At 69.1% G+C, this 1,567-nt stretch carries 3 protein-coding genes and 1 pseudogene; all 4 read left to right on the top strand.

Annotation, left to right across the window (positions count from 1 at the left end; all coding sequences use genetic code 11):
- A pseudogene (locus QN345_RS20665) lies at positions 1-78 on the top strand (hypothetical protein); the annotation flags it as partial.
- The gene (locus QN345_RS18865; RefSeq protein WP_416347682.1) at positions 57-455 is read left to right on the top strand and encodes a hypothetical protein; all 399 of its coding nucleotides are present in this window, start codon (positions 57-59) and stop codon (positions 453-455) included. The pseudogene QN345_RS20665 and the gene QN345_RS18865, both read left to right, overlap by 22 nt.
- Before the next feature lie 216 nt (positions 456-671).
- Positions 672-1,085, top strand: coding sequence for a DUF6176 family protein (locus tag QN345_RS18860; RefSeq protein WP_322135350.1), 414 nt, complete (start codon positions 672-674; stop codon positions 1,083-1,085).
- Positions 1,086-1,134: 49 nt separating this feature from the next.
- A partial coding sequence (locus QN345_RS18855) for an alcohol dehydrogenase catalytic domain-containing protein (protein ID WP_323509089.1) occupies positions 1,135-1,567 on the top strand: 433 nt, incomplete at its 3' end.

The following is a 1,567-nucleotide window of genomic DNA, read 5'->3' as shown; positions in this document are numbered from 1 at the left end:
GCCTCGGCGTCCTGGCCATCCCCCTGGGGACCAGGCCGGCCCGGCTGGCACATCGAGTGCTCCGCGATGGCGAGCCGGAGTATGAGATCACCCTCGGCGCCCCGACCCTGAACGCCGACGCGATCATCGCCGCTGAGAACCAGTTCAACGACGCCGCACCCGCCGGCATGCAGTACGCCATGCTGCCGATCACGGTCACCTATCAGGGCACCACGACCGGCACCCCCTGGATGGACCTCGACGTGTCCTTCGTGTCCGCCGCCGGCACCACGCACAGTGAACTCGACAGCTCGGTCGTCGGCCCCGCGCCGCTGTCCGATATCAACGAGCTCTACCCCGCCGGAACGGCGACCGGCAACGTCGTGATCGCCATCCCGACAGCGGATGCCGCGACCGGCACCTGGGTCATCTCGCAGTCGTTCAGCGACCAGAAGTTCTACTCGGCAGCACAGTAGGCCCATCCGCACTGTTCCGTTGCGGAGAAAGCACCCTCGCCCACGCGACGAGGGTGCATTCTCCGTGACTGAGGCGTTGAGGGCGCTTGTCGGGCCGCCCGGAAGTACGGTTGCGGCCCGCGATGAGGGGACTACGCTCTCCGGTGGAATGATCCACTCGCGGCTTCGGCCCGCTCGGCTCCTGCCGCATGTCATTACTTCAAAGGAGAAGATGTCATGGAATACATCACGTGGTTTGCCCCCATCCTGCCCGGCAAGACCGAGGCCTGGCAGTCCTTCGCCGCAGAGATGGCCGGCGCGCGCCGCGAGGAGCACGAGCGGTCCCGGCGTCGGATGGGCCTGCATCGCGAGGTCGCCTCGCTCATGTCGACCCCGCAGGGCGACTTCGTCGCGCTCTATCACGAGGCCGACGACCTCGCCAGGATGTTCCGCGACTTCGCCACCTCCCAGGACCCCCACGACGTGTGGTTCCGGGACAAGATGATCGAGTTCCACGGCCTCACGCCCGAGATGCTGCAGGGTCCGCCGCCCGCGCGACTGGTCCTCGACTACAACGAGGAGACCTGGGCCAGGCAGGGCGCCGGCCGCGGCGAGAGGCGTGGCGAGGCCCGCACCTCCGACACCGAGTAGGACTCCGGCGCTCCGGCGGCGTCCCAGCGGCCGCTCGTAGGATGAGGGCATGCGCGCAATTCTGGTACCCGTACCCGGAGGGCCCGACGCCCTCACCCTGTCAACCGTGGCCGAACTGGAGGTCGGGCCCAGGGACATCCGCATTCAGGTCGCCGCCGCCGGCGTCAACCGGGCGGATGTCTCCCAGCGGCAGGGCTACTACCCATCGCCCGCCGGGGCCCCGGCCTGGCCGGGCCTCGAGGTGTCGGGGATCGTGACGGAGGTCGGCAGCGCGACAACGCTCTTCGCCGTCGGTGACCGGGTCTGTGCGCTGCTCGCGGGCGGCGGCTACGCGGCCGAGGCCGTCGTGCACGAGGAACTCGCCCTGCCCGTGCCCGAAGCGATCGACCTCGTCGACGCGGCAGCGCTGCCCGAGGCGCTCGCGACGGTCTGGTCCAACGTGTTCCTCGCGGCGGGGCGAAAAAATTCAACAACCCCAACAA

This window comes from Cryobacterium sp. 10I1, from assembly GCF_035019805.1.
Lineage (GTDB): Bacteria > Actinomycetota > Actinomycetes > Actinomycetales > Microbacteriaceae > Cryobacterium > Cryobacterium glucosi.
Note: the sequence above shows the minus strand (reverse complement) of the source record. Positions and strands in the feature narration are given on the sequence as shown.